19 protein-coding genes are annotated in these 26915 nt (G+C 43.7%); 7 read left to right on the forward strand and 12 right to left on the reverse strand.

The window, feature by feature from the left end; translation table 11 throughout:
- Window positions 1-5 precede the first annotated feature (5 nt).
- Window positions 6-563 (forward strand): hypothetical protein, encoded by a 558-nt coding sequence (locus C505_RS0111035; RefSeq protein ID WP_157368972.1) that lies wholly within the window; start codon window positions 6-8, stop codon window positions 561-563.
- A gap of 32 nt (window positions 564-595) precedes the next feature.
- Here C505_RS0111035 and C505_RS0111040 read toward each other — a convergent pair whose 3' ends face one another.
- The 3 genes from C505_RS0111040 to C505_RS0111050 all read right to left on the reverse strand — a co-directional run bounded on the left by C505_RS0111040 (window position 596) and on the right by C505_RS0111050 (window position 6262).
- The gene (locus C505_RS0111040) at window positions 596-1813 is read right to left on the reverse strand and encodes an OprO/OprP family phosphate-selective porin (RefSeq protein ID WP_018692671.1); all 1218 of its coding nucleotides are present in this window, start codon (window positions 1811-1813) and stop codon (window positions 596-598) included.
- Window positions 1814-1955: 142 nt separating this feature from the next.
- Complete coding sequence (locus tag C505_RS0111045) at window positions 1956-5018, reverse strand: AAA family ATPase (RefSeq protein ID WP_018692672.1); 3063 nt, start codon at window positions 5016-5018, stop codon at window positions 1956-1958.
- Window positions 5015-6262 carry an exonuclease SbcCD subunit D gene (locus tag C505_RS0111050; protein ID WP_245556353.1) on the reverse strand — a complete coding sequence of 416 codons (1248 nt, stop codon included), beginning with the start codon at window positions 6260-6262 and terminating at the stop codon, window positions 5015-5017. Before C505_RS0111050 ends, C505_RS0111045 begins: the two co-directional genes overlap by 4 nt.
- 101 nt (window positions 6263-6363) lie before the next feature.
- On the opposite strand from C505_RS0111050, the gene C505_RS0111055 reads away from it, so the two are divergent.
- Complete coding sequence (locus tag C505_RS0111055) at window positions 6364-8592, forward strand: S46 family peptidase (protein WP_018692674.1); 2229 nt, start codon at window positions 6364-6366, stop codon at window positions 8590-8592.
- A gap of 69 nt (window positions 8593-8661) precedes the next feature.
- Here the strand turns inward: C505_RS0111055 and C505_RS0111060 are convergent, their stop codons facing one another.
- From C505_RS0111060 to C505_RS0111080, 5 genes are all read right to left on the reverse strand, one after another.
- On the reverse strand, window positions 8662-9294 hold the full coding sequence (locus C505_RS0111060; RefSeq protein WP_018692675.1) for a lysoplasmalogenase: 633 nt from the start codon (window positions 9292-9294) through the stop codon (window positions 8662-8664).
- Window positions 9295-9381: 87 nt separating this feature from the next.
- On the reverse strand, window positions 9382-10920 hold the full coding sequence (locus C505_RS0111065) for a SpoVR family protein (RefSeq protein WP_018692676.1): 1539 nt from the start codon (window positions 10918-10920) through the stop codon (window positions 9382-9384).
- Window positions 10921-10934: 14 nt separating this feature from the next.
- Complete coding sequence (locus C505_RS0111070) at window positions 10935-12209, reverse strand: YeaH/YhbH family protein (RefSeq protein ID WP_018692677.1); 1275 nt, start codon at window positions 12207-12209, stop codon at window positions 10935-10937.
- Between the two features lie 23 nt (window positions 12210-12232).
- Window positions 12233-14155 (reverse strand): PrkA family serine protein kinase, encoded by a 1923-nt coding sequence (locus C505_RS0111075; RefSeq protein WP_018692678.1) that lies wholly within the window; start codon window positions 14153-14155, stop codon window positions 12233-12235.
- Between the two features lie 211 nt (window positions 14156-14366).
- A complete protein-coding gene (locus C505_RS0111080; protein WP_157368974.1) occupies window positions 14367-15302 on the reverse strand; it encodes an arginine deiminase-related protein in 936 nt (311 codons plus the stop codon).
- Window positions 15303-15736: 434 nt separating this feature from the next.
- Between C505_RS0111080 and C505_RS0111085 the strand changes: the two genes are divergently transcribed.
- The 5 genes from C505_RS0111085 (at window position 15737) to fhuF (ending at window position 20752) form a co-directional block, all read left to right on the forward strand.
- Window positions 15737-15961 carry a cold-shock protein gene (locus tag C505_RS0111085; protein WP_018692680.1) on the forward strand — a complete coding sequence of 75 codons (225 nt, stop codon included), beginning with the start codon at window positions 15737-15739 and terminating at the stop codon, window positions 15959-15961.
- Between the two features lie 274 nt (window positions 15962-16235).
- A complete protein-coding gene (locus C505_RS0111090) occupies window positions 16236-17105 on the forward strand; it encodes an ABC transporter ATP-binding protein (protein WP_245556354.1) in 870 nt (289 codons plus the stop codon).
- A gap of 14 nt (window positions 17106-17119) precedes the next feature.
- Window positions 17120-18013 carry an iron-siderophore ABC transporter substrate-binding protein gene (locus tag C505_RS22130; RefSeq protein WP_018692682.1) on the forward strand — a complete coding sequence of 298 codons (894 nt, stop codon included), beginning with the start codon at window positions 17120-17122 and terminating at the stop codon, window positions 18011-18013.
- Window positions 18013-20010 carry a Fe(3+)-hydroxamate ABC transporter permease FhuB gene (gene fhuB / locus C505_RS0111100; RefSeq protein WP_018692683.1) on the forward strand — a complete coding sequence of 666 codons (1998 nt, stop codon included), beginning with the start codon at window positions 18013-18015 and terminating at the stop codon, window positions 20008-20010. Before C505_RS22130 ends, fhuB begins: the two co-directional genes overlap by 1 nt.
- Window positions 20000-20752 carry a siderophore-iron reductase FhuF gene (gene fhuF, locus C505_RS22135; protein ID WP_083938331.1) on the forward strand — a complete coding sequence of 251 codons (753 nt, stop codon included), beginning with the start codon at window positions 20000-20002 and terminating at the stop codon, window positions 20750-20752. Before fhuB ends, fhuF begins: the two co-directional genes overlap by 11 nt.
- 35 nt (window positions 20753-20787) lie before the next feature.
- On the opposite strand, the gene C505_RS0111110 is transcribed toward fhuF, so the two are convergent.
- From C505_RS0111110 to mfd, 4 genes are all read right to left on the reverse strand, one after another.
- The gene (locus C505_RS0111110; protein WP_018692685.1) at window positions 20788-21618 is read right to left on the reverse strand and encodes a class I SAM-dependent methyltransferase; all 831 of its coding nucleotides are present in this window, start codon (window positions 21616-21618) and stop codon (window positions 20788-20790) included.
- A gap of 106 nt (window positions 21619-21724) precedes the next feature.
- Window positions 21725-22258, reverse strand: coding sequence for a cob(I)yrinic acid a,c-diamide adenosyltransferase (locus C505_RS0111115; protein WP_018692686.1), 534 nt, complete (start codon window positions 22256-22258; stop codon window positions 21725-21727).
- Between the two features lie 26 nt (window positions 22259-22284).
- On the reverse strand, window positions 22285-23406 hold the full coding sequence (locus C505_RS0111120) for a CsiV family protein (RefSeq protein ID WP_018692687.1): 1122 nt from the start codon (window positions 23404-23406) through the stop codon (window positions 22285-22287).
- The gene (mfd, locus tag C505_RS0111125; RefSeq protein WP_018692688.1) at window positions 23403-26888 is read right to left on the reverse strand and encodes a transcription-repair coupling factor; all 3486 of its coding nucleotides are present in this window, start codon (window positions 26886-26888) and stop codon (window positions 23403-23405) included. Before mfd ends, C505_RS0111120 begins: the two co-directional genes overlap by 4 nt.
- Window positions 26889-26915 lie beyond the last annotated feature (27 nt).

A 26915-nucleotide genomic window follows, 5' to 3' on the forward strand; every position in this document is an offset into this window, starting at 1 on the left:
GGCATGTGTTTCAGACAATCATGAAAACGCTAGGATTCCCTGTGATCGTCATCAGTTTTGTCACTGGGTGCATGTCAACATCAAACGACTATGAAGGTGAGGCGCTTATGCAGCCTCAACCTCTGCCAGAAGGTCCATGGCGCGCAAAGCAAGATCAAAATGAACATGTGCGTACCACCATTTGGCATAACCCAGATACCGGCGATCGATTGGTGACGACGATTATGCCGTTACTCACGAAGATTTCCATCGAAAAGTTTAAACGCCGCGATTTATCTGTTGCCAGAGGTGCTTGTGAACAAATGACGGAACGGCTCTTTGAAGCTTCAACCCCCATCCCTTACGAAGAAGAGACCTGGCTCCTTGAGTGTGATAGTGCTGGACAACGAAAGTTAACAGTGCTCCACAAACTCCTCGAAGGAGAAGATGCTGTGTATTGGCTCAAGCGTATCTGGAAAGAGAAAACACCAAGCGAAGACTCAGTGAATATTTGGGTAAAATATTTTCAACAGGTTCGTGTTTGCGATAATACTGCACGAAATGTAAAACGTCATTGTAATTAGGGGCTGATAAACGCGTTATCAGCCCCTTTCATTTATAAAGCAAATTGTGCTCTCAATGCTAGTGTTTTTGTTTCATCGTTCGCAATTGCTGCGTGCTCGTTCGAGTCTGCTTTCGATAAATTCACACTGAACTTAATGGACTTGTTTACATACCAGTTCATCCCTAAAGTGAACTTTTTCATAGTGCCTGCAAGAAGGTGTTCGTCATCTAAGTCGAGGTGATCATAACGGAAGGCGAGCTCTAAAGCGCCATTGCCACCATGTCCCACAGCGTGATTTGGCTTCAGTTTCTGGTAGGTATACTTCCCGAAGTGAAACGGTCGACTTTCTCCGGTTAGCATCCAGGCAGTCGCAACATAATAACCTTTAAGCTTCAAATCATCTTTTTTGTTCACTTCGACATTGTTGGTCATATATTCGGCTTGGATCAAGAATTGGTCCATTTTCCACAATGTATCAATACCGAGCAGGATCGCATTATCGATATCCTTAATTGCACCAGAATTAAGCGTCGGTTTTGTTGTTGTGGCTGTTTCATGTTTACTTTTAAAGCTCAGCGCATTAGTTTCCGCATCCGGTGTACGATAGCTCATGCTGGCACCAAGGTGAAAATGTGAGTCTCCTTGATTCATAAACCGATAACTCGTATGCAGGTCAACGGATTTTCCTTCTTCATCAGCACGTGATTTATTATTATTTTCACCAAAAAAGCCTAAATCAACTCGAAAATCCTGGTGTTGATACTTCACACCAGCCCCAATTGAACGCCTTGGGGTGATCGCTGTTAATAGGGGCAGCTCCATAAATGTCCAGTTGGGAGCGCCTGTTTGCCACTCAAGCCCAATAGGCTCCTTATATTGGCCAACTTTTAGCTTTGTAGATGGTGATACTTTGTAAGTCAGAAAAACATCTTGAATCTCTTGTTTTGCATTGTTGCCGAACTCATAGATAAACTTGTATCCCCACTTCTTATCAATCTTTCCTTTGATACCTAATCTAGCTCTTCTCAGGCTTGTTCCATTGGGATGATCAAACTTTTCATCATCATGATATGCTCCCTCTATCTGAGAAAAACCAATAATTTTCGCTTTAAAACGCCCATCTTTGGTCGTGAAGGTTGGACCCGGTGTGAGCTTGACGTCAACATTGTTGTCAGCAATAGCCGGGCTACTGACCAATGCGATTGCTATTGATAATGGGAGTAGCTTGTATGGCATGTTCAATGATTTACTAGGGTATGGATAGCGCATGATTGTTATCTTTTTTATTCAAGTGATCCCAACTATAGAAGGCATTTGGGGCATCTCAAGTAAATTGCTCAATGAACAAGTAATTTATTCCGCTTTCCACATCAATTCGAGTCTTATGATATTCAATTCTTACGATATTCAACTAGGGTGTGATAAGTTGAATATGACTGCCTTGCCTTGCGTGTTGAACTTCAACTCTGTGGTGCATTTGCTCTTTGAGTTCGGACACATGAGAAATAATACCAATCATCCGGCCTGTTGATTGGAGGTCAATGAGTGTTTGAATTGCCAATTGCAGCGCTTCACTATCTAAACTTCCAAAGCCTTCATCGATAAACAAGGCATCGAGTTGTATTCCGCCTGCATACGATTGCACAACATCAGACAAACCAAGCGCGAGAGACAATGCAGCCATAAAAGACTCACCGCCAGAAAGCGTTGCAACCGCACGCTGTTTTCCGGTGTAGACATCATCCACTTCTAATTCTAACCCTGAGGCCTTGTTTCCTTTACTTTTGTCTGTTTTGCGGATCAACTGATATCGACCATGACTCATGTGTTTTAAACGGATGGAAGCTTGTTGCAACACATCATCCAAAATGGCACTGAGGACAAACCGTTGCAGACTGACTTTTTGGCCAGCGACACCATTTGCAATGTCACTGAGGGTCCCATAAATCGCATATTCTGCATCAAGCTTGGTATGCTTTTTCTTCAATTCATTGAGGTGGTGTTGCACTTGCTCTAACTGGTGTAAACGGGCGTCAACTTGCTCCCAGTTTTGTTGGGCTTTGAGTAATATCGCCTCTTGCTCAGCAAGGTTTGTTTCAAAAATAGCAATATCTGGTTTGGGGATACTCTTTAATCCTTCAGTGAGTGAGTTAACAGCCCCTTGAAGGTTTTGACAAACTTGTTTGTAGTTATCAACTTTTGATTGGAGGGTCTCCTGATTGATGAAATCTTTCTCTGCTGTGAAAAACTCCACTTCGTCATTGAAAGGAGAGTTCACTAATGCACTTTGCCAGTCTGCTTGGCACTGGTTCAGGCGCTTGGCCGTTTTCTTGGAATTCTCAACGGTCAACGCGAGATTCGCTTTATGCTTTTCGACACAGATTTCTGCTTGTTGCTGGGCATGGTTTGCTTGCTCCAGCGTTGTTTTGTAATGTTTAATTTGCTGCTCTAGTTGAGAAACATGCTGTGTGAACTGCACTTTGTTCTGGTATTGCTCTGGTAGTTGTTTACGCAGCGTGGTGACTTCAGATGACAGCTTATAGTGTAAGATTTTGTACTGTTCCAGTTGTTGTTTTCTTGCTTCTACTTGCTGTGTCGTGGTGTCTATGTGCTGCTGATTTGTCAATAGCTGGCGACATAAACTGTCCTTGGTATCACCTTGCAATTGAAGCTGTTGGATTTTTTCTGTGATCTGCTGCTTTTCTTGCGCCAATGTCTCAATGGACGGTGTTTCACTTTCTCCACATTGAGATAAGCGTCTCTCAATATCTTGCTGAAAGTGGCTGTCTTGCGACTCGAGTGATTTCAGTGCTATCAGGCTTTGCCGCTCTGCTTCTTCATAGGCCTTTAAGGTTTCTCGTGCTGCATCGACCTGACTCTTTGTCGTGAACGTATGTTGATTTCTTTGTGCCGGCTCAGGGTGGACGTTGCTGCCACAAACGGGGCAGGGGAGATCGTCTTCTAACTGTTCGGCAAGTAGGGCAGCCTGGCTTTGATGCCAGTTCATTTCTGTTTGTTTACAATGGCGGGATGCTTCTTCTATCGCCAATTGTTGCTGGCGTAACTGTGCTGTCGCTTTTTGAATATTGTGCCGAGCGTCTTTCTGCTGTTGCCTGAGTTTTTCTAATTCTTTTTTTTGTTTGATATGAACAACCAGTGCTTCAAGCTTGAGCGATTCACCGGGTAAGATAGCAATTGCATTCTCTGCCTCTATCAGTTGATCGTTGAAGCGCATTGCTTGCGATTGATATGTATGAAGCGTTTCTTCCAGTTGTTGAACTTCTTTTTCGCTTTGGCCTAACTGTGTTTTATATTGCTGTTCTTGTTTGGCTTTTTCATCCAGATGTTCAGCTTGTTGCATCATGGATGTTGCCTGTATCAACTGTTTTTCAAGTTCTGGTAACTGATTGGCATTTATTTTTGCCTGTTCCAATTGACTGACTGTCGATGAAGCTTGTTGCATTGCTGCTTCAAGTTCCAATAAAAGCCCCTCGTATGATTGTTTTAAATGAAGGTTTTCCTGGTCAAGCTGGCGGATTTGTTGATATTTGGGCAGGAGCTGTAACGCACTTTGGATCTTCTCAAGCCTCATTTGCGTTTGTTGAATATGTCCGGCTTGTAACTGTTTTTGTTGTAAAGTTGTTTGATACTCATCAAGCTGAGCATATTTTGATAAGGTGTGTTTCGCTTGCTCTAACCGAGAGGTTGATTGCTGAAAAGCGAAGAGTGCAGACGCTTTATGACGTTTGCTTATTTCATGTTCTGGCTTGAGTGCATTCAATGCGTCATTGAGCGCATTTTCATCGGGTAATGCAATGCTTTGTAGAATGCCTGACTGTTGATGATGATAAGTCTCAACCGCTTTTTTGATATCTGCGGCTTTGACTTTTAGAAGAGATTCAATTCTGGCATAAACTTGGGTCTGAAATAACTGACTGAATATTTTTTCTCGATCTTTGGAATCAGCCAGGAGTAATTCTCGGAATTTTCCTTGTGGGAGGACCATGACCTGACGAAATTGCGCAGCATCTAAGCCAATTAAGTTGCGGATCTCCTGATTTGCTTCACTTACACTCTTTGCAACAATTAACGTTTTCTCCGTACCATCATCCTCGAGTTGCCAGAGTTGCGCTTTTGCACCGACCTGAGTTGTCCCTGTTCCACGAGATTTTGCTTTTTCTTGAATTGGAGAGCGTTTTATTTTGAAAAGGCGGCCAGCTATTTCAAATACCAGCGTGACTTCCGTCGTCATCTTTGAGTTTGCCTGATCACATCGCATCTGCATGCCATCTCGCTCATTCCCGGTCGTTTGGCCATACAGCGCAAAGCAAATTGCATCAAGGATGGTGCTTTTACCCGCACCTGTCGCACCATTGATTAAAAATAGAGGGTGCTGTCCTAAACGGGTGAAATCAATAGCTTCTTGCTCAGGAAACGGGCCAAATGCTTGTAAAGATAGATGATAGGGCTTCATGCATCTTCTCCTTCTTGCTTGAGCTGCTTGAATGTTTCCTGTAACGCTTCTTCCTGCGCATGAGAAAGACTTTGCCCAGCAACCTGCTCAAAGAAATTGCGAAACAGTTCTAGGTCGTCACGTTTTTGCAGTGGATGAAATTGTGCTTGCCGACTTGTGTGCATAAGGCCCGTTTTTTCCAGGTGTAACACATTTGGGTAAACGGCACGAAGTTGATTCATGGGATCTAATAAAGCCTGATTATCAGTTAATCGAACCATGAGATAGTCATCAATATGTTCATCAGAAGATGCGCTTTCGAGGATCTGAGCAAGTTTACCTTCTAGAACGCGAACGTTTCTCAAAGGATATAAAGCATGTTGTGTGATTTTTTGGCAGCCTTGACTATCAAATTCGACAATTGTGAAACCCTTTTTGTGATGCTGCTCGGAAAAACTGTATTTCAGTGGGGAACCAGAATAACGAATATGATCTTTTCCTTTGTACTGCGCCTGATGTAAATGGCCAAGAGCGACATAGTCAAAGTCCGCCATTGGCTCATAGCGAACACTATCTGCACCACCAATAGACAAAGGGCGCTCTGAATCACAGGACTCAGCACCATCGACAAAGCAGTGACTGATCAAAATTTGTGGTCGAATTCTCTGACTATTCTTCTTGATATGGTTGACCAAAAATGTATGTGCTTCGTCATGGTTTGAAACATCGACATGAAAGATGTGCCTGACCTGATCGGGTTCATGGTATGGAATACCAAAAATATCGACTGCAACTGTGTTTGTTTGAATCGTAACAGGCACATTGATCTGATCAATATCTGTGAGAATATGCAGTCCAGCATGTTTGAGCTGTGCAGCCGCAAACCCCATTCGCTGTGCGCCATCATGGTTACCAGATATCATGACAACAGGAATATTCATTCGACCACAAATGTCATTCAGAATATCGTCCAATAATGCGACCGCTGCGGCCGGTGGGACTGAACGGTCATAGATATCACCCGCGATGATCAGCACATCAACTTGCTCTTGTTCAAGTATCTGAATGAGCTGGTTGAGAATATGTCGCTGATCATCCAGCAAAGAGATGTTGTGGAAAAATCGGCCAAGATGCCAGTCCGACGTATGTAGAATTTTCATGGTGCGAGATTGAGTCATTGTTTGCTGCGCCAGTCCATTGACAAGAAAGCACAGAGGATAAGCCAAACGATGGGGAGAATAAAGCGCATTATTTGATTCGTTCACCAGTCACCGCATATTTTTGCACAATGCACCACAGAAGGTCGATTATAAAAAAAGACTGTGCTTTAATGGAGCGCAAGTATTACCGATGGAATAGAAGCAGAATGAAAATAAATAAAATTGCGCTACTTGCTGGTTTATTCTCAACCGTTGGGTCGGTTCAGGCGGATGAAGGGCAATGGCAACCTCATCAATTAAAAGGGCTCCAATCGGAGTTTGACCGGGTTGGTATTGAACTTCCCGCAGAACAAGTGGCGGATTTGGATAAATATCCACTCAATGCAGTTGTGAGTCTTGGCTATTGTTCCGCTTCTTTCGTATCTCCAAAAGCACTGGTTGTGACCAATCACCACTGTGCATATGGGGCGATCCAAAATAACAGTACTGCACGTAAAAACCTCATCAAAGACGGCTTTTTAGCGAAAACGATGCAGGAAGAGTTGCCAGCAGGCGCAGGCGAACGCCTTTATATCACGGAAGAAGTTCGTGATGTCACAAAGCGTGTGCTCAAGATAGATAAGTCTTTCACAGGTAAAGAACGCTACGAAGCAATTCAGAATAACCGCAAAAGCATTATTGCTGAGTGTGAAACAGATAAAAATTATCGTTGTAGCGTGAAAGCATTCCACCACGGCATGGAATACTTCTTGTTAAAACAGCTGATCATCCGTGATGTTCGATTGGTTTATGCCCCACCAGAATCCATAGGCAACTATGGTGGGGATATCGATAACTTCGAGTATCCGCGTCATACAGGAGACTACGCATTTGTCCGTGGATATGTGGGTAAAGACGGAAAGCCTGCAGAATTTAGCAAAGACAACGTCCCATACAAACCAAAGTCATACCTGAAGGTCAATGCAAAAGGTGTTGAAAAAGGTGATGGTATTTTACTTGCGGGTTACCCGGGTCGGACCAGCCGCTATAAATTAGCAAAAGAGATTGAATATGCGAAGAGCTGGGCTTATCCAGAAGCAATTGCCCATTACAAAAGAAGCTTAAAAGCCATTGCAGTCACAGGGAAAGGATTTCCAGAAATTCAGGTCACTTACGCTTCAACTGAAAAAAGCATCAATAATCGCCTCAAAAAACGCCAAGGACTACTGGATGGTTTTAAAGCAACTGATATCGTTGGCATTAAGCGAGATCAGGAGCGTGCACTTCTGAAATGGAGTAAAAAAGAGAAGAGCCGCGCCGCTTATGTAAAGACCTATCATGCGCTAGAGAAACAACTGGATGCATACCAAACTCAGCGTAAGAAAGACTTTTACATTAACCAAGCAACAAATAGTGATGTACTTTACGCTGCACAACGCTTATATCGATTCGCCAAAGAACGCGCGAAGCCAGATGCGGCAAGAGAAATCGGTTATCAGGATCGCGATTTGAAAATGTTTGAAGGCAGACTCAAGCGGATGCAGAAAAAGTATCACCCAGAAGTCGATGTGACGATTTGGGCGGCATCATTGAAAAATGCACTGCAAAATCCTTCAAAAGAAACAAAGAAATTCATCAAAACGCTGGGTGTCCGCCCGTCTATGTCTGCGGCTTATATTAAGAAAAAACTGCTGCCATTTTATGACAACACCAAGCTATCGTTGACGAATGGCCGTCTATATTGGCTGGATAAGTCTGTTGCTGAATTCGAGAAGTCGAAAGATCCGTTCATCATGTTAGCCGTAAAACTGTACGACATGAAAATGAAACAGGAAACAGCTCGGAAAGAAATCAAAGGCCAACTTGCTCAAATCCGTCCAGACTATATGAAAGCAATCATTGCGTACAATGAGAGCTTGGGCAAGCCAGTGTATCCAGATGCAAATAGCACATTGCGTGTCACTTATGGAACCGTTGATGGTTATCCTGCTGCGGATGGCATTTATAAAACCCCATTCACTTCTTTACGTGGGCTAGTCGCGAAAAATACTAATAAAGTTCCTTTCAATGCACCACAGAATATTGTTGATGCCTATGAAAGAAAAGCATTTGGTAAGTACTATCGTGAGTTATTGGAAAAACCAGAAGAAGACAGCTGGCTATGTACTTTCGTTGATTGTTATGTACCTAGTAACCAATTTAACTCGGTACCAGTCAACTTCCTCAGTAGTGCTGATACCACGGGTGGAAACTCTGGTTCACCAGTCATGAATGGCCGTGGAGAGTTGATTGGATTAAATTTCGATTCCACCTATGAATCTATCACCAAAGATTGGTATTTCAACCCGAAAATCACTCGTGCTATCCACGTAGATATTCGCTATGTTCTTTGGCTGATGGAGCATGTGCATCAAGCGGATAATCTCATCAAAGAAATGGACATTATTGAAGAATAAACTCTGTTCTTTTCATATTCAGCGAGCACCAATCATGTGCTCGCCTATTCATCCTTCAATCATCATTCTCTAAATCGAACTCGCAATCAGCCACTGGGCTGAAAAGTAAGTTAGCATGATCACGGCAGTTGCAGCAGGGAAGGGGACACGGAATTTATTCACCGCGAGGGTTGCATCTGAGATCATAAAGGCGACTGCCCCGAGAACCATCATCAAGGTTTGCGTATTTGGCGTTGCAAAAAAGGCAAGGAATGCGCACCATCCCATCAAGACGATTGACAAAATATAAGCTGCAACCGCGGAGCGTAGTCCTTCAATCTCCGGCCATAAATAATGGTATACGAGAAGCCCAACAGCCAACAGCATGCTGAGCTGAGTCCAATGCCCAAAGACGTCAAATCGGGTTGAAAATGCCATGATATAAGCGCAATGTGCAAGAAAGAAGCTGACCAGTCCGGCGATAAACCTCTCGCTTTTGAGCATCAAAAAACAGTCACCCAACATCGAACAAAACAGCCCGAGGATGACCCAGAGTGAATAAGAATTATCTAAACCAAACGAAAGGCTCGCAAGAAGAATGATGAGCCCGGTTGTCAGGGGTTTGAAGCAATAGATTTGTGTGTATTGTTTTGCGTATTCTGCACGGATGTGTAAGCCTGTCGTCAATGCAACTAGGCACGTTAAGGATACAGGTGTGAGCATATATTTTCTTATATTAATTTTGAAGTGAATCGAGTGTGCTCTACAACCTGATGCACACTCAATTTATAAAAAAGTCAGCAAGTAGTGTCAAATGGTATCACTTTCTTTTTCTTTCGTTTTTACAGGGCATTGTCCAATCACTTTGATGGAGCTTTCGTCTGTTTGCTCTTCCAAGATGATATCGAATCCCCACAAATAATGCAGATGTTTTAAGACTTCTTCGGAGCTATTTGCTAAAGGAATACGTTGATGGGGGACATGGCGTAACGTTAACGCTCGAGAACCACGGACATCCACATTATAGACTTGTATATTCGGCTCCCGATTACTCAAGTTATATTGTGAGGATAATGCATGACGGATGTACTTGTATCCTTCTTGGTTGTGAATAGAAGTCACTTCTAGATGGCTTTGGGTATCATCATCCAAAATAGAAAATAACTTAAAGTCACGAATGATCTTTGGTGAGAGAAATTGACTGATAAAACTCTCATCTTTGAAGTTTTCCATCGCGAAGTGCAGTGTATCGAGCCAATTTGACCCTGCGATGTCCGGGAACCACTCTTTATCTTCATCGGTTGGGTTTTCACAAATCCGTCGAAGATCGATAAACATATTAAAACCAAGTGCATATGGGTTGATCCCATTGTAATACGGGCTGTTATAAGGAGGTTGGTAGACAACGTTGGTATGGCTTTGTAAAAACTCCATCATAAAGCTGTCAGTCACTAACCCTTCATCATACAAATGATTCAAAATTGTATAATGCCAGAATGTCGCCCAGCCCTCGTTCATCACCTGGGTTTGTTTTTGTGGGTAGAAATACTGAGAAATCTTGCGAACAATACGGACGATTTCCCTTTGCCAAGGCTCAAGGAGTGGTGCTCGCTTTTCGATAAAGTACAGAATATTTTCCTGTGGCTCGGGTGGAAATCTTGGGATTTCAACACCTTCATCTTTGGGTGCATTCGGAATGGTTCGCCATAACTCATTGACTTGTGATTGAAGATAATCTTCACGTTCTTGTTGGCGTCGTTGCTCCTCTTCCATTGAGATCTTTTGGGGTCGCTTATATCGATCAACGCCATAATTCATTAACGCATGACAGGAATCAAGTAAGCGCTCAACGTCTTCAACGCCATAGCGCTCCTCACAATCGGAGATATATTTTTTGGCAAATAAAAGATAATCAATGATGGAGCAGGCGTCAGTCCATGTTTTAAATAGGTAATTGTTCTTAAAAAAAGAATTATGACCATAACAGGCATGGGCAATCACCAAGGCTTGCATTGTGATCGTATTTTCTTCCATGAGGTAAGCGATGCACGGGTCGGAATTAATGACAATTTCATAGGCGAGTCCCATTTGCCCACGTTTATATCCTTGTTCAGTTTGAATAAAGCGTTTGCCATATGACCAATGCTGATAGCCGATGGGCATGCCAACACTGGAGTAGGCATCCATCATTTGCTCCGCAGCAATCACCTCAATCTGATTCGGGTAAGTATCGAGTCGGTAGAACTCCGCGACACGGCTGATTTCTTTGTCATATTCGCGAAGTAAATCAAAGGTCCACTCCGGTCCATCAGAAATTGGAGTACGTTTTTTCTTTGCTTTTTTAGCCATGCCTGGTCCCTTGTCTACGCAGCTTGTTTTTTGAATAACTCACGGAAAACGGGGTAAATATCTTCAATGGACTTGATATGTTGCATTGCAAAATTATCGAAACTTTCTGCAAGCTTTTCATATTCACGCCAGAGGCTTTGGTGTGCCCGGTTGGTGATCTCAATGTAAGCATAATAGCGAACAAGTGGCAGGACACCTTGAGATAAAAGCCGAGTACAATTTGGGGAATCATCTGCCCAGTTGTCACCATCTGAGGCTTGTGCTGCGTAGATATTCCACTCTGTTGGGTCGTATCGATCACGGACGATTTCGTCCATCAAACGGATCGCACTGGAAACAATGGTTCCGCCAGTTTCCTGAGAATAGAAAAATTCCTGTTCATCGACTTCCTTTGCTTGGGTATGGTGGCGGATATAGACGACATCAATATTTTTATAGGTGCGTGTGAGGAAGAGATATAGCAGAATATAAAAGCGTTTTGCCATATCCTTCGTTGCCTGATCCATTGAGCCAGAAACATCCATGAGACAAAACATCACAGCTTTGCTGGTAGGTACCGGACGCTTTTCGTAGTTTCTAAATCTCAAGTCAAAGGTGTCGATGAATGGTACGGCGGCAATTCGGGCTTCCAATTCTTCAATTTCCTTACGTAAATCTTTGACCTCCGGGTCATCCTCATGCGCTTCTGGGTTTTTTAATAATTCATCAAGTTTTTCGTTGCACTCACGCAGCATGCGTTTTTTCTCGGAACTCATTGCAACCCGCCGTGCAAGGGAGCCTTGCAAAGAACGCACGATATCAATATTGGTTGGTACACCTTCTGAGCGGTAACCTGCACGATAGGTTTTGTACTGAACCAACTTGTCGAGCTGGTTCTTCTTTAGGTTAGGAAGCTCCAGATCTTCGAAGAGTAAATCGAGGTATTCGTCTTTGGAGATAGAAAAAACAAACTCGTCTTCACCCTCACCATCAGGACTTGCCTGACCCTCTCCTGCACCGCCACCTTGACCACCAAGCGGGCGTTTAATTTTGTCGCCCGTCGAGAATTGATCATTGCCAGGATGGATCATCTCACGAGAGCCTCCTCTTCCTTGATGGAATACAGGCTCACTCGTATCCTTCGTCGGAATACTAACGCTTTCACCTTGATTGACATCCGTAACACTTCGTTTGGAAATCGCATCCGATACGGCTTTTTTGATCTGCTGTTTATATCGTCTTAAAAAACGCTGCCGATTAACCGTACTCTTCTTTCTACCGTTTAATCGACGGTCGATAAAATGTGCCATAAGATCTCCACACAACTAGGATGTTATTGCGACTTTCTGACACGCAGGTACCATTCTGACAGTAACCGAACTTGTTTGCGTGTATATCCTTTTTCCATCATTCGATTGACAAAGTCATCATGCTTTTTCTGCTCATCAGCAGATGTCTTCGTATTAAATGAAATGACAGGAAGTAACTCTTCCGTATTCGAGAACATTTTCTTCTCAATGACCGTACGAAGTTTTTCGTAACTGGTCCACTGTGGGTTTTTCCCGTTATTATTCGCTTTTGCCCGAAGGACAAAGTTGACGATTTCATTGCGGAAATCTTTCGGATTGCTGATCCCGGCTGGTTTTTCGATCTTTTCCAACTCGTTGTTCAATGCTGCACGATCAAACAGTTGACCAGTTTCTGGGTCTCTGTACTCTTGATCCTGGATCCAGAAATCTGCATAAGTCACATAACGATCAAAGATATTTTGACCGTATTCGGAGTACGACTCTAAGTAAGCGGTTTGGATTTCTTTGCCGATAAATTCAACATACTTAGGAATGAGATAGCCTTTCAAATGTTCTAGCAGACGGTCTTGTATATCTTGCGGGAATTGCTCCCGCTCAATCTGTTGTTCAAGCACATAGAATAAATGGACCGGGTTTGCTGCAACTTCCGAGTGGTCAAAGTTAAATACTCGAGAGAGGATCTTGAATGCAAATCGTGTAGAAAGCCCATCCATCCCTTCATCCACACCAGCATAATCTCTGTATTCCTGATAGGATTTTGCTTTTGGATCAGTGTCTTTGAGACTCTCGCCATCGTAGACACGCATTTTGGAGTACATTGAACTATTTTCTGGCTCTTTCAAACGAGAAAGCACACTAAATTGTGCGAGTGTCTCCAACGTTCCTGGTGAGCATGGCGAATTGAATAGTTCTGAGTTTTCCAAAAGCTTTTCGTAAATTTTGATTTCGTCAGAGACCCTGAGGCAATAAGGCACTTTTACAATAAATACCCGATCAAGGAATGCCTCGTTGTTCTTGTTATTTCTGAAACTTTGCCATTCTGATTCGTTCGAGTGAGCGAGGATGATCCCGCCAAATGGCAAGGCAGAGAGACCTTCTGTGCCGTTATAATTTCCTTCCTGGGTTGCGGTGAGCAGCGGGTGAAGGACTTTGATTGGCGCTTTGAACATTTCAACAAATTCCATCAATCCCTGGTTGGCACGGCATAGCGCACCTGAGTAGGAATAAGCATCGGGATCGTTTTGTGCGAAGTGTTCCAGCATACGGATGTCGACTTTCCCAACCAGTGTAGAAATATCTTGATTGTTTTCATCTCCAGGCTCGGTTTTGGCAACTGCAACCTGATCTAAAATCGATGGATGCTTCTTGACGACTTTGAACTGGCTGATGTCACCGTTATACTCATGCAAACGTTTTGCCGCCCATGGAGACATGATCATATTCAAGTAGCGTTTAGGAATGTCGTACTCTTTTTCCAACAGATCGCCGTCTTCATTAATATCGAATAAGCAAAAGGGGTGATCATTGACAGGGGAGTCTTTGAGCGAGTATATCGGAACCTTTTGCATCAAGTATTTCAGCTTTTCCGCCAAAGAAGATTTACCGCCACCAACAGGGCCAAGCAAGTAAAGGATCTGTTTCTTTTCTTCCAAGCCTTGTGCGGAATGCTTTAAGTACGCAACGATTTGCTCAATCGCGTCTTCCATGCCATAAAACTCGCTGAACTCTGGGTAGCGAGAGATAACCCGGTTCGAAAAAATTCGGCTTAATCGCGGGTCTTGCGAAGTATCAATCATCTCCGCTTCACCAATGGCGATCAGAAGTCTTTCTGCAGCACTGGCATAAGCGCTCTTGTCTTCCTTACAGATCTCCAAAAATTCCTGGATAGTGTACTCTTCTTCTTTTGCTGCTTCGTATCGTTGTTGATAGTGTTCGAATATGCTCATTATCACCCCTCTGTCGCCCAAAAAGCTCAGAGTTAGTTCTCTGAAATCATCATTGAAACTTATGCGGTATTTCCTATAAGGGTAGTCGGGATGATAAAAAATGCCTGAATAAATTTAGGATTTTTAACCAATTTTTTGTCGGGGCATGAGGAGCCTCTTACAATGAAAAAGGCCCCTGAAAATCAATAATAAATGATAAGAAAGGAATCAGCTAGTCATCACAACCTTGAAAAACTTCTGCAATCATACATCTTGCACTGCCACCACCAACGGACTCAATGGTTGGGATGTCAACGGCAATGATTTTTCCATGGCAGGAGAGTGTGTTTTTTTGTTGGGTTGTAAAGGCATTCAGTGCTGTTGTCGACATCACAATGATCCGGTCGCCTTTTTTATTTTTGAGCTGAAGAATATTACAACAGAATTGATTCATCTGTTCTTCAGTAACTTTAATAATCGATTTATGCTGAACACTTAACGCACCAAGCACTTTTTGAAGATGTGTCGGTGCAATGACGTCAGGACAAATCACTGCAAAATCGACACCGATACTCAACATGACATTGGTATGATAAACAGGATGACCCGTGGAAGACATTGTCGGGAAAGAGATAACTTTCTTCGAACGATAAAATTTCTGGAACTGTTGTAGCATATGCAGGTCGCAGCGCTCTGACATCGCAGCAAAAACTGTATCTGTCATATGGTCGAAAACCAATGCGCCGGTTCCTTCTAAAGGTGGGCGATCTTCAATTTCACCACCGAGGTGTACCGTATAATTTACAGTAAAGCCATTTTTCACGAATAAATGACAGAGTGCTTTAGGTCGAACTTCTTGCCGTCGATTTTCTGTCTTCATTGGAAAGAAGAAAATGCCACCATCGGGTGTAGTGAGAAACCAGTTATTTGGAAAAACGGCATCTGGTGTGACATGATCATCTTCCTTTTCCATCAGCAATATTTGTAGATCATGACGCTTTAACTTTTCGACCATCTCTTCAAATTCCTGCATTGCGCGTGCAGTCACTTCTATAGCGGACTCAGTAGGAACATGCTGGAAATCATTATCATCTGCGGTTTGTGGATTAAAACCAAAGTCTGTGGGGGGAACCATGACGACTGTTTGAGCTAAGTTGGAATGTTGCACGTTCACCTCGTTTTAGGACACCAATCTATGGTGTGAGATTATTTTTATCTTCTCTCCGTGTCTCTAATTTTATACAGATTTAATTTGAATAAAAGTGGGTTGATGTTTTCTTTAAGATTGAAGTAAACCATGGCGGGAGCTTACCTTTGCAATGATAGGGAATACGTCGATACGAATTGAAAATGAATCAGAGTTTGAGATTAATAATAAAGTGCTGCATTTAACATTATTTGAATATTTTCTACAACTTTGGTTATTAATTAACTCATCCTTAACTCAATGACTTCAATATTGCAGTTAAATCGTGTATAAATGTGCTCTATCGCATTTGTGGGTCAGTGTAGTTCATTTTTTTGAACTGTCCCGGTATGCTTTTTTATGGGCAGTAAACTCCCGCGTTTTAGATAGAAGAATATGACGATTTAGGTGGAACCGTGTCAGAAAAGTTAACTGGAAAGATCAAGTTTTTTAATGCAGTCAAAGGATTTGGCTTTATTGAAATGGAAGATGGAACGAATGTTTTTGTACATCATGAAGACATTGTGATGGATGGATACAGAAACCTTCACAAGAATCAAATCGTTAAATTCGAGTTGATCGATCAAGGTAAAGGGCCGAAAGCTCAAAATGTCGATCCGCTTTACCAATTTGCGAACTAGCATGGATACATGATATTCCTGCTTGTTGAACAGGATTAGCGGTTGTACTTTGGGCAACCGCACCCATTCAAAATCAATATGTATCCTCAACCAATTTCTCCTCGGTAATTTCGTCTCAAAATTCTCTCATCCATTGTTCTGAGCTTGTTTTCAAGGGTGAGATATGTAGAATAAATAATAATAATTCTCATTCTTTGACGCATGTGTGTATGATCATCAGGGACATCAACCCAAAATTGTGATTGCAACGATGCTGTTTTAAATGGAGTTTTCTTTGGATACTCAACAATTTACTCACCCAATTGCCGATGTGCCGCATACATCATTTAAAGCGCATCAACAGCAAGACTCCCTGATCCGTAACAAATCATGTATCTATCAGCTGAAACAAGTCGGCGTTTCTATTGGCGAGAAAGAAATATTATCTCCGGTTAATTTGTCGCTCCAACCAGGACGTGTTTACGGACTTGTAGGACACAATGGTTCTGGTAAATCAACATTATTAAAAGTACTTTCTCGCACAATCGCGCCAACACAAGGTGAAGTTTCTCTGAAAGGGCAAGCCATCGAGACGTGGAAAAGCAGAGCATTTTCTCAGCAAGTTGCCTATTTACCACAATATTTACCCAGTGCGAATGGATTGACCGCACGTGAGTTACTCAGTATGAGCCGTTACGCCTGGCATGGTATGTTGGGACGAAAAAAAGCTTCTGATAAGCAAGCAATTGATCATGCGATTGCATTAACGGGGGTTGCTGATTTACTGGAACGCCAAGTGGATACATTGTCTGGTGGTGAGCGCCAGCGTGTTTGGTTAACCACACTTGTCGCACAACAAAGCGGTTGTTTACTTCTGGATGAGCCGACTTCAGCGCTTGATGTGGGCCATCAACTCGAAGTTCTGCAATTGATCCAGACATTGGGTCATGACCATGGAAAATGCATCGTTATCATCATGCATGATATTAATATGGCTGCGCGATACTGTGATGAAATCATCGCTTTGCGAGAAGGCAAAATGCTGTTGCAAGCTGCTCCATCGGAAGTCATGCAACCGGATGTTTTACAGAAAATCTACGGCATCAATATGGCTGTCATGCATCCAGAAGATCATCCACCGATTAGCTTCGCGAAAAAATTGTAATCAGAGAGCCATCAATGCGAGTTATCATTTTTTTATTGTTTTGGGCCTCCAGCCTAGCCTTTGAAGCACCTGCGAGCCAGGTCAAACCCAGTGCATATCCTCAGCGTGTCGTTTCCCTAGACTTTGCACTTGCCGCAACACTTGTTGAAATGGGGCTACCGCCAGTGGGGATTGCAGATAAACACGGTTATGAACGATGGGCACAGGAGCCAGCATTACCAGATTCTGTTGTTGATCTCGGCTCTATGTATGAGCCAAATTTGGAGCTGCTTGAGTCGATTCAGCCAGATCTGATCCTGATTACGCCATATCAGGTTCATATCAAACCTTTTTTAGAAAAAATTGCGCCCGTTGTTTCCATGACAACTTACCAAGTTGCTGGAGATGTCATTGAAAAATCAGTGAAAAACACCCGTGAACTGGGCACTATTTTGGGGCGTGAAGCACAAGCAGAGGCTTTGATCACATCAACATATCAGGCAATGCAAGATGCAAAGCAAGTAGTTGAAAAGTATGCATTTCCTTCGTTTCTCGTCATGCGTGTTCATGATAAACAACATGTTTGGGTCTATGGAGAAAATAGCCTTTTTCAGTCCGTGATGTCGCGGATCGGTTTGCAAAATGCTTGGACTCAAAAAACGAATACGTGGGGATTTTCTTCTCAAGGGCTGCCAGCTGTGACTCGAGCGAATCAAAACAAAGAGACCTTTGTTGTCTTTTTAGAGCCAATGCCAGATGAAGGTGTTCGCTCACTCAATGAGTCACCTTTATGGCGACTTCAGCCCTGGATGCAAGAAAAACGATACATTACATTACCGCCAGTACTTCAGTATGGTGCTTTGCCAGCTGCCCGGCGACTCTCGCATGTATTTGTTGAAGCCCTTCAATCGAAGAAAGAGAAGATGTAATGCAAGCTTGCCCAAATTTGATTCAATCTGTTTCTGTAAAGACAATCATCAGCTTTTTTGGCTTGATCTTATTCACGTTTGGACTGTGTTACTTATCCTTTGCCAGAACACTTCCAAGTCTGTCACCCATTCAAAGCATGTGGTCTCCAGATACGGCTCAGATCCCACAATTACTCATTCATTACAGTTGGCTACCAAGGCAGTTTGTTGCATTGATGGCTGGTGCTGGACTCGCCTTAGCTGGTGTGATCTTACAACAAGTTTTACGTAATCCACTGGCTGCGCCCTCCACGCTTGGTTTTTCTTCTGGTGCAATGATGGCTCTCACGCTCGCCACAATCCATGCGCCGTGGATGTTAAGCTTTGGCCGTGAATGGGTCGCGATGGCTGGTGCGCTTGGGACAGGGCTGATTATTTTGGCCCTTACGAAAAAACGAGGCTTTAGTCCGCTCACTGTGATCCTCGTTGGCATGTTTATGACACTCTACTGTAGTGCAGTAACTGCTGTACTCAATGTGATGGATCAAAAAGAGTTGTGGAGTGTCTTTTTGTGGGGAGGAGGGTCACTTGTTCAGCATGACTGGCAGACATTCAAGCAAATGAGCCTTCCATTCTTACTGAGTGTTGTTGCAGCTATTGTATTCGTTCGGCCGCTATCACTCATTGGACTCAGTGATGAAACAGCTGGCAGTGCGGGGCTGAATGTCAATCGAACCCGTATGATTGCCTTTCTCATTGCTATCTTTGTGACCGCTTCAATCGTGAGCCATGTTGGTGTGATCACCTTTATCGGACTGGCGGCACCTGCTTTGCTGAGGATCGCAGGAATTCATCGATTTGGGCAACGCCTTATACTCGCACCCATCGTCGGAGCACTTCTACTTTGGTTTGTAGATTTAGTCGTTCAAAACTTTGGAACATTTTCTGGGTATGCTGCTCCGACCGGTGCTGTGACCGGACTTTTTGGTGCACCGATTATGATTTGGTTGCTACTCAGAACGAAGTCGATGTTTCAACCGAGTGTGGTTGATCATGGGTATGTGTTTCGGACGCAAAAACCCATGCTTGTCGCTTGGGTTTTCTTTGCAATTTTGGTGCTTCTGGTGGTTATTGGTCTCTTTTTGGGGAAAAGTCAGACAGGCTGGGTTTGGGGGGCGCAAGCGTTGGAATGGCGTTCTCCAAGGGTCATCGCAGCCTGGATGGCGGGTGCCCTGCTCGGTGCATCGGGTGTGATCATGCAAAGAATGTTGAGAAACCCGATGGCTTCACCCGAGCTACTCGGGGTGAATGCGGGCGCTTCAATTGGGATGGCGATTGCAATCCTCTCTGGACTTGGCGTGAGTATCGTTATCCAGCTTGGTTTTGCTGCGGTTGGCGCTTTTGGTGCGATGATGTTTGTCATCACGATCAGCCGTCGAAGTAACTATTCACCAGAAAAAGTGATTTTGGTTGGGGTTGCGCTTACATCGTTTGTTGAAGGGATCACGTTGTTGATGTCTGCATCGGGTGATTCAAGAACCTTGCTATTGATGAGCTGGCTCACCGGGTCGACATTTCGAATTGATATGACGTTGGCATTGTTGTCCTCAGGTGCTGCGATTGTGTTGCTTGGTGCTGCTTTTGCTTGTACTCGAATGCAGCAAGCGGTTGAGCTTGGCCCTGCTTTTATTCGAAATGCGGGGCTGAACGAATCAAAAGCACGGCTCATTCTTCTCCTATTGGTTGCAGGCATGAGTGCGACAGCAACGATTGTGGTTGGTCCGCTGAGTTTTGTCAGTTTGATGGCACCTCACATCGCACGAATGCTTGGTGTGATCCGAGTGCACCACCAATTGCTGGTTTCTGCACTGATTGGTGGTCTATTACTGGTTTTTGGTGATTGGGCAGGCAGAACCCTCTTTTATCCATGGCAGGTCACAGCCCCATTGTTTACCTGCCTTGTTGGCGGCCCGATGCTAATTTGGTTCCTGATGCGGAGAGAGCAACATGCTAGATAGTACCCTTCAGACACAACATACGCTTAATCAACGGCTCAAGCTGCTTTCTGAACAGTATGCACCTGAGTTATTGAGTTACTTTCACTTTGCTGGAACGAAAAGCGCAGCGGATATTTCATTTCTATCCGCTGACTCTTGGAGTGAAAATGAGAGATTTGAGTCAATTATTCAGCTGTATGCTGATTTCAGCCACTATGAAGATAGAAAACCACTGATTTCACTTTGGTCTCAGTGGTATTTTGGCTTGTTACTTCCACCTGTAATGGCGGTGATCCTGGCAACAGATACAGCATTGAATCCTGATGCAGCATCATTTCCATTGGAAATTGGCGATGACAATGGTCGACCAAAAGGGTTTTTGTGCGACGATCAGTTTATAGATGTATCCCATGTACCTCAGTCTCAGGAGCAAAAACTCTGTGACTTCATTCAATGGCATTTGATACCGGATGTGGAACGGTTGGTTGCATTGAGTCCTCTCAATGCACGTTTTATTTGGAATAACATTGGATTTGTGCTGCATTGGTATCTTGGAGAAATGACGGAAAAAACGGGAAACCCGTCGTTTATTGCTCTACGCGGTTTATTCCAGCAAGCGCAGCTGCCCTGCGGCACAGAAAATCCACTCTACCGGACGGTTTTAGAGCGCCGAGGAGAACTCCAACGGCGCGGGTGCTGCCTCAGATATGTGATCCCACATGTTGATTACTGTGATGGTTGCCCCAAATTACTGCCAAAGTAATCTTTGGAGAGCCAGTGTCTCGCTGATTTTTATATTCAAGTCGGTTTTCTGGCAATCGTGATCTCACCTGGCAGTGCCATGGTCGATCGTGATTGCTCGAAGAGGATCCGGTTATTTCGAACTAATGTGATCGAATCACGTTGTGCTGATATGATTTGACGCAGTGCTGGTGGCTCATTTTGTCCGGGGAAGTAATTTTCTTTGACCGCATCAGAGCAAATTCGGTAGTCGAATCGCGATGCTGAGGAGATTTGTTCAAATCCAGTTTGTTCTAAAAGTCCATAAAATTCATGTCGCATCAAAAAATAGCGGTTCTTAACCGCATTCTCCATTCCAACAAGTTTGTCCTTGATCTTTGTAACACCTGCAAGCTCTTCTCTTTCTTGCTCGCAATCGAATAAAAAGCCGAGATTGATGAACTGACCACCAGGTCTTAAAAGTTGAAATAGATTATGATAAAGCTTGTTTTGCAGTGACAAGGGGATCTCATGATTTGCACTTTTTATAAAGATACAGTCAAATTGTTGCTCCGTAATCGAGGTCTCATGATCGTGTTCGAGTGTAAGAATATCACCACACACAACGGTACATTCTTCTGGACTCAACCAGGACTTTGCGATATCGGTTTGTGTCTTTGAAAGCTCAAACAGTGTGCTTTTGGGCTGAGAAATTCCATGAAGAGTACAATGATCGAGAAGTCGTCTGGTGAGGTTGCCATTTCCACCCATCACATCCAGTATATTTTGGTTTTGACTGGGGTTGATGAATTGTATAAATTGCGTCAGTAAGTCGTCCGTAAATCCATTTATTTTATCCTGATTATAGTGACCGACAACGTCATAATCTGCTTGAGGAATGTGAGTCATTTGTTGAAATAGCCGCTCTCAGTTAGGTTACCTTGAGCTGAAACTATCACGAACGTGATTTGAGCGACTATCGGATGAAATCATGAAATTAGAGGAAAATGTACACTTAAGGAACGGGAACCTCTTGAACATCGCGACTGGCATTGAGCCATCGAGCGAGTGCAAAGAAATAATCGGATAATCGATTTAAAAAGCGTAAATGATTGGTAGGAATATCATAATGATCTTGGATACCAACCATCATACGCTCAGCTTGTCGTGTTGTTGTTCTACACAGATGAGCGGTGCACGCAGCTTTTGTTCCTGATGGAAGAATAAAACTTGTTTGCGGCGGCAACTCAGCATAAAAGTGGTCAATTGCTTGCTCAAGTTGTTCTGTTTGCGAATCATCAAGAACCTTTTGCGCAGAGATCCCATAGCCAAGCTGGAATAGGTTCTGTTGGATCTGTTGTAGTGCAGGGGTGAGCTTTGATATTTGCTCATCCCCAGTGAGTTCACAGCATAAAAGGCCAACGAGTGCATTGAGTTGATCAAGTGTGCCATATAGCGCTAGCTCAACACTATCCTTTCGCACACGAGTCGTTTTGTCAGCATAAATTTGTGTCATTCCCTGATCGCCAGTCTTGGTATAGATTTTCATTTGCTTATGTTCCTTAATCAGTCGACTTAATGATTAAAACGTCTCAATTGTAAAATCATTCCCATCTTTGGGTGATCAAAATAATGGATCTCTTTTGTGATCACACGACGAAACTGGCTGAAGCGAATTTTCTTTAATGCCTTCGTATGCTTCGTCACTTCTTGTTGTGAAAGCTCTCCCTCCGTTAAGACCAGCGTTGGGATCTTCTCTTGTACACTCAATTCTTCTTCTTCTCGCAGGTCAAATCCAGCATTGACGTAGAGATAGTGGCTTAAATGAATACGAATATAGCCATCCATTTCCCATAGTGAATCTGTGATGATCGGTGGGCTGGATTCAACATGATTTTCTAGGGGGAGCGGCAGTTTAACAGGCTGATTTTGATCCAGTAATGCCAGCTGATGCTTGAGTAGGTACTGCCAGGTGGACTGATTGACACTCGTTTCGTAGTCGTCTTCATTGACTGAAGCGGCTTCTTGCATGTTGCGTGACTGACCATTGACATAGTAATCATTGGCGAAATTTTTACCTGCAAACAAATGTATTGCTCTGGTTTCTCTTCTCGGTACGCCTTTGAAGCGCCACCCGACATGCAACATCGGATGAATATCTTTTCGCCATTGGAGCTTTTTATAAATACCACCAAGCCTGAGTTGAGATTGATTCAGCAAATAAGTTTCTTTTTGATCACTTCTGGCAGGTGCGTTAATTCGCTTAGGAACTTGATTCAACTGTAATATTCGTTGTGAAGGGGTATTGCTTTCCAACCACTCGTTAATATCGTCGACAGATTCAGGTGCCGGGCAAGGGGAAGTGGTTTGCGAAGTATCTGATTGTTCATCAAGGGGTTCGGAGAGGTTTCCGACACTCGTTTGCGTTTCACTTTTTGCCTGTGCCTGTTTTGCTGTGTTCGCATCTGTTGGAAAGCAATCTTGTCCTTGTACAAAAGGTGTTACTTCGGGTTGAAGGAACTTCCTTAGGTTTTCATGCGCATTTGGATAGTCCAAATCAGACAGGTTTTGTGGAAAAGTCTCACCTTGTACGTCATCGTAGGTGCGTTTAAATAAAATGACTTCTGCTTCAAACCAGCGCTCAGCTTGGGCAAGAAGCGGTATACAGCAAATCAGTGTTACAAATAGTTTTTTCATGATGCGATAGACTTTTCCTGAAAATCATTAAGCATGGACTGGACCAGTTTAAACCGTTCATCTGCATTCGCAACTTCAATTGCAAACTTCAATTTAGCCGGGCCATCCATTTTATAAATACGAGGTTGTGCTTGAACAAGTGAAATAATAAACATCGGGTCGACTCGGGTTTGTTGATCAAAGTCTACAAACCCGCCTTTTGGACCAGCTTCGATTTTCCGAATGCCCAAGGTTGTTGCTTTTTGTTTGAGTTCGCTGAGCTTGAATAAATTTTTGGCTGCATCAGGTAGCAAACCAAATCGGTCAATGAGTTCGACCTGGATCTCATTGAGTGCATCTGTATCTACTGCACTTGCAATCCGTTTGTATACGGATAGGCGTGTATTGACGTCTGGAATATAGATATCAGGAAGCAGGGCAGGGAGACGAAGCTCGACCTCTGTTTGCTTTTTCAATGCATTTTCCAGCGAGATCTCTTTCCCTTGCTTGAGCGATTCAACCGCTTGGTCGAGCATATCCATATACAGAGAAAACCCAATCGAGGTCATTTGGCCGCTTTGTTCATCCCCAAGTAATTCACCAGCACCGCGGATTTCCAAATCATGCGTTGCTAAGGCAAATCCAGCGCCGAGGTCCTCTAATGATTCAATGGCTTCTAGACGTTTTTGGGCATCTTTGGTCATGCGCTTTGGTGGTGGAGTAAGTAAATATGCATAGGCTTGGTGATGAGAGCGCCCAACTCGGCCACGTAGTTGGTGCAATTGCGCCAGTCCAAAGTTATCAGCACGATCAATCAAAATCGTATTGGCTGTTGGAATGTCGATTCCCGTTTCGATAATCGTTGTACAAACAAGAACATTGAAGCGTTGATGATAAAAATCGGACATGATCCGTTCAAGCTCACGTTCACGCATCTGACCATGAGCAATATCAATCCGTGCTTCAGGCACCATTGCTTGCAGCTCTTCCATACAGTCCTGAATTGTCTCAACACTGTTATGGAGAAAGTAAACCTGACCACCGCGTTTAATCTCTCTCAGAATTGCTTCTTTCGTGATCGAATCGTCTTTTTGGCGAACAAAAGTTTTGACTGCGAGTCGCTTCGCTGGTGGTGTTGCAATGATTGAGAGATCTCGAATACTGTGCATGGACATATTGAGTGTTCTGGGGATCGGCGTGGCGGTCAGTGTCAAGATATCGACCTCGGAACGTAATGATTTGATCCGGTCTTTTTGACGGACGCCAAAGCGGTGCTCTTCATCCACAATCAATAAACCGAGATCAGAGAAGTTGATATCCTGTTGTAACAACTTATGGGTCCCGATCACAATATCAACCTTGCCTTCGGTCAATTCAGACAAAGTTTGTTGCTGCTGTTTATTGGACTTGAAACGAGATAAGACATCAATTTTGATCGGCCAATTTGCAAAGCGGTCTTGGAAATTCTCGAAATGTTGTTGAGCAAGCAAGGTTGTTGGGACCAAAATTGCTACCTGACGACCACAGGAAGCCGCGATGAATGCAGCACGCATGGCGACTTCTGTTTTACCAAAGCCGACGTCACCGCAAACGAGGCGATCCATCGGCGTTGGACCACGCATATCTTCCATGACTGCCTGAATTGCATCAACCTGATCATTCGTCTCTTCAAATGGAAACTCCTGGCAGAAGGAGATATAGTCCTCTTTCGAGAACTTGTATTCAAATCCAGGTTTTGCTGCACGACGGGCGTAAACATCTAACAATTCAGCGGCAACGTCGCGGACTTTTTCTGCGGCCTTGCGCTTGGCTTTTTCCCAGGCTTCTGTGCCAAGTCGATTCAACGGTGCATGCTCATCATCTGCACCACTGTATCGGCTGATCAAGTGCAAAGAATTGACCGGAACATACAGCTTCGCTTCATTGGCGTATTCAATGGTCACGAATTCTGCTGTGATGCCGCCAGCATCGAGTGTTTGCAACCCTTGATAACGTCCAACACCATGATCAAAATGAACAACAGGCTGACCGATGGATAGCTCAGTTAAGTTCTTGAATACGGCATCTGGAGATATATCATGCTTTGACTTTTTACGACGTCGTTGTTGAACAACACGGCCACCAAGCAGTTCTGTTTCAGTCAAGATGACCAGTGGCGAGGTTTCACCTCGGATAAAGCTATGTTCAATTCCACCAACGATAATGTTGAGATCATGCTCACCCGTTAAGAACGTTGAAAAACTCAGGCAGGGTTTAGGGCGGAGATGAACCTGATTGAGGATATCCAATAAAGCTTCGCGGCGACCTTCTGACTCTGCGACAAATAATATCCGACCTTGGTTTTCTTTGATGTTTGCAACAAAGTCAATGAGATCCTGATGCGGCTGTTTCGATTGGTGTTTGATGCTCACATCGGGCATCAGGGAGAATGGCGCATTTGATTTGCCTGCCCCAGTCTCAATCGAAGTTGCGCTCAGCGAGATCCGAGCAAGCGGTTTAAATTGGCTAAATAGCTGCTCTTTGCGCAGGTAAAGGTGTTCAGGAGAGAGTAAAGGTCGAAGTTGATCGTGCCGACGATCTTCATAGCGTGCTGAGACCTCATCCATAAACGCGTCATAAGCTGGCTCAATTCTATCCTGAGTAAGGAGCTGCGTATTGTCAGGCAGATAATCAAATAGGGTGGCTGTTTCGTTAAAAAAGAGTGGTAAATAGGATTCGATGCCTGAGGGAAAGGTACCACTACTGACTTGATGATAAAGCGCCTCTTTTTCATTTCTCACTGTCAAATATTCCCGAAACTGCATTCGGAAGCGCTCAATGGCTGCTTCATCAGTTGGGAATTCTCCAGCAGGAAGAAGATTAATTGACGAAATGGTATCACCGGAGCGCTGGGTTTCGATATCAAACAAGCGGATACTTTCGAGCTCATCATCAAAAAAATCCAAGCGATAAGGCGTCTGACATCCCATTGGGTATAAATCAAGTAATGAACCACGCATGGAAAACTCACCGTGCGCCATGACTTGATTAACGGCATGATAACCTGCATTTTCCAGATTGCGGCGCATTTGGTGAATATCAATTTGATCACCGTTTTTCACGACAAGGCTTTGCGATTCAATATATGCACGCGGGCACAATCGAGCACTCAATGTTGAGATGGGAACAATAACAATCCCGTGGTGTGTTCTTGGAAGCTGATATAACGTCAGCAGACGCTGTGAAATAATATCCTGATGCGGGGAAAAATGATCATAGGGAAGGGTTTCCCAGTCAGGAAAAGGCAGCAGTGAAATCGACTTATCTTCTAAGAAAAATCCAATTTCATGCTCTAGCTTCAATGCAGCGGCGGTGTCTGTGGTTACAACAAGCGATAAGCCAGGATGTTGCTCCGCAGCTTGTGCAACAGCGAGTGCATATGATGCACCGATGAGATTTCCCCAGGCAATTTTATCCTGCGTGCTTTTCGTAAAAGGAAGAGACAAAAAGTCTTTGGTATACATCAGGGTTAGCGTTCCTGTTTGTTATAC

The organism is Algicola sagamiensis DSM 14643 (assembly GCF_000374485.1).
GTDB classification, from domain to species: Bacteria; Pseudomonadota; Gammaproteobacteria; order Enterobacterales; family Alteromonadaceae; genus Algicola; species Algicola sagamiensis.

Coding starts and splice junctions, on each gene's coding strand:
- C505_RS0111060 (WP_018692675.1), bottom strand. CDS start 9,294: ATGCTCACACCTGTATCCTTAACGTGCCTAGTTGCATTGACGACAGGC.
- C505_RS0111075 (WP_018692678.1), bottom strand. CDS start 14,155: ATGAGCATATTCGAACACTATCAACAACGATACGAAGCAGCAAAAGAA.
- C505_RS22130 (WP_018692682.1), top strand. CDS start 17,120: ATGCGAGTTATCATTTTTTTATTGTTTTGGGCCTCCAGCCTAGCCTTT.
- fhuB (WP_018692683.1), top strand. CDS start 18,013: ATGCAAGCTTGCCCAAATTTGATTCAATCTGTTTCTGTAAAGACAATC.
- C505_RS0111065 (WP_018692676.1), bottom strand. CDS start 10,920: ATGGCTAAAAAAGCAAAGAAAAAACGTACTCCAATTTCTGATGGACCG.
- C505_RS0111120 (WP_018692687.1), bottom strand. CDS start 23,406: ATGAAAAAACTATTTGTAACACTGATTTGCTGTATACCGCTTCTTGCC.
- mfd (WP_018692688.1), bottom strand. CDS start 26,888: ATGTATACCAAAGACTTTTTGTCTCTTCCTTTTACGAAAAGCACGCAG.
- C505_RS0111110 (WP_018692685.1), bottom strand. CDS start 21,618: ATGACTCACATTCCTCAAGCAGATTATGACGTTGTCGGTCACTATAAT.
- fhuF (WP_083938331.1), top strand. CDS start 20,000: ATGCTAGATAGTACCCTTCAGACACAACATACGCTTAATCAACGGCTC.
- C505_RS0111070 (WP_018692677.1), bottom strand. CDS start 12,209: ATGGCACATTTTATCGACCGTCGATTAAACGGTAGAAAGAAGAGTACG.
- C505_RS0111055 (WP_018692674.1), top strand. CDS start 6,364: ATGAAAATAAATAAAATTGCGCTACTTGCTGGTTTATTCTCAACCGTT.
- C505_RS0111045 (WP_018692672.1), bottom strand. CDS start 5,018: ATGAAGCCCTATCATCTATCTTTACAAGCATTTGGCCCGTTTCCTGAG.
- C505_RS0111115 (WP_018692686.1), bottom strand. CDS start 22,258: ATGAAAATCTATACCAAGACTGGCGATCAGGGAATGACACAAATTTAT.
- C505_RS0111040 (WP_018692671.1), bottom strand. CDS start 1,813: ATGCGCTATCCATACCCTAGTAAATCATTGAACATGCCATACAAGCTA.